Here is a 662-nt window from a genome sequence, read left to right as displayed (position 1 = left end):
TAAATTCTTTACTGCTTAATCTTGCCTGCTGCCACTTGCTTCGCTTTCGCGTCGCCTGCCGTGTCAGCAGCAGAGAAACGAGATTATGAAGAAGTTTTTATCGTTTGTCAAGTCAGCATCGCTAGTTTCGCTTCGCTTTCTTGCCAGGCCTTCTTCAAGATCCTGCCCTCTTTAGCAGCTATCGAAACATCAGGGTAAACCCTGAGTTTTCGGTAGCAGCCAAGCATGAAACTATAACACAGTTTTTGCAGATTATGCAACCGGCTTCTGCCTAATTTGCATACTGTACTGCAACGCTACTGCCTTGCCGAATCTCTTCAGCGCGGCGGCAGCTCCTGTACCTAGCCTCTCACTAGAATACAAAACCCCACAGGCTCACCTGTGGGGTTTTGAGCAATAAAAGCCTGACGATGACCTACTTTCACAGACGTCCGTCCACTATCATCGGCGCAAAGTCGTTTCACTGTCCTGTTCGGGATGGGAAGGAGTGGGACCAACTCGCTATGGTCGTCAGGCGTAACTGGTTGAGCGGCTGCTAGCGCAACTGCTCCAATCTTGGAAGAAACACAACGTGTGGGCAATCAGAGACTAGCTCGATGATCACGCGCACAGTGGGGTGTAATTGGTGTTGGCTGGCCGCCGACGGCGCGGCCAGATTTGTA

General features: G+C 50.9%; 1 rRNA gene. It reads right to left on the bottom strand.

The features are described 5' to 3' along the window. Nucleotides 1-402 precede the first annotated feature (402 nt). Nucleotides 403-515, bottom strand: a 5S ribosomal RNA gene (gene rrf, locus ADE01S_RS31025). Nucleotides 516-662 lie beyond the last annotated feature (147 nt).

Origin of the sequence: Achromobacter denitrificans NBRC 15125 (assembly GCF_001571365.1) — a bacterium.
GTDB lineage: Bacteria > Pseudomonadota > Gammaproteobacteria > Burkholderiales > Burkholderiaceae_B > Achromobacter > Achromobacter denitrificans.
This window is presented reverse-complemented; position numbering and strand designations above follow the sequence as displayed.